This window comes from uncultured Jannaschia sp. (genome assembly GCF_947494055.1).
Classification (GTDB): domain Bacteria; phylum Pseudomonadota; class Alphaproteobacteria; order Rhodobacterales; family Rhodobacteraceae; genus Jannaschia.
In genome coordinates, this window is record NZ_CANLTR010000165.1 from 1 (window position 1) to 628 (window position 628).

2 protein-coding genes are annotated in these 628 nt (G+C 63.5%); both read right to left on the bottom strand.

The window, feature by feature from the left end:
• Positions 1–359 (bottom strand): type II toxin-antitoxin system VapC family toxin (locus Q1A87_RS23665; RefSeq protein WP_299657310.1); only part of this gene is annotated, 359 nt, incomplete at its 3' end.
• Positions 359–595 carry a type II toxin-antitoxin system prevent-host-death family antitoxin gene (locus Q1A87_RS23670; RefSeq protein WP_299657313.1) on the bottom strand — a complete coding sequence of 79 codons (237 nt, stop codon included), beginning with the start codon at positions 593–595 and terminating at the stop codon, positions 359–361. The genes Q1A87_RS23665 and Q1A87_RS23670, both read right to left, overlap by 1 nt.
• Positions 596–628 lie beyond the last annotated feature (33 nt).

The window sequence follows — 628 nt, forward strand, 5'->3', positions numbered from 1 at the left end:
ACGGTGTCCAGCGTCTCGTCCTTCGAAACGACCGGTATGGCGCGTTCGAGAGCGGTCGCGACGATGATCCGGTCGAATGGATCGCGATGCGCCCAGGCGAACCGTCCAGCGCGCTCCATGACGGCTCCGGACGTCGGGACGACCTCGAACCCGTCGGATCGGAGCCGCGCGTCAAGATCGACGGAAAGCAGTTTCTCGACCTCGGGCCATTTGCCGTGCATCGCCTTGTAGGTGATCTCGTAGAGGCTGGCTGCACTCACACAGCGCTCGGTCGCATTCACAAGTGCGTCACGCGCCGGCTCCGACAAAAGATCAGGCGCCAGCATCGCCCAGATCAGCGCATGCGTATCGAGGAGCATCAGAGCCCCATGTCGTCGAGTGTCTCCGCGTCGGTCGGTCCGACTAAGTGCTCGAGTGACGACGCCCCGCCTGACAGCGATCCCCAAGCACCGAACGGAAACGGCCCCTGGGGCCGCGCCGGTACGCAGGCAATCACAGGCCGACCGTTCCGGCAAATCGTCACGGTCTCGCCACGCTCCACGGCCGCGACAAGCTTCGAGAACTGGGTCTTCGCCTCGTGGATGTTGAACTGCATCGACGCCTCCGGTGGACTAAAGTTAGTCTAGTG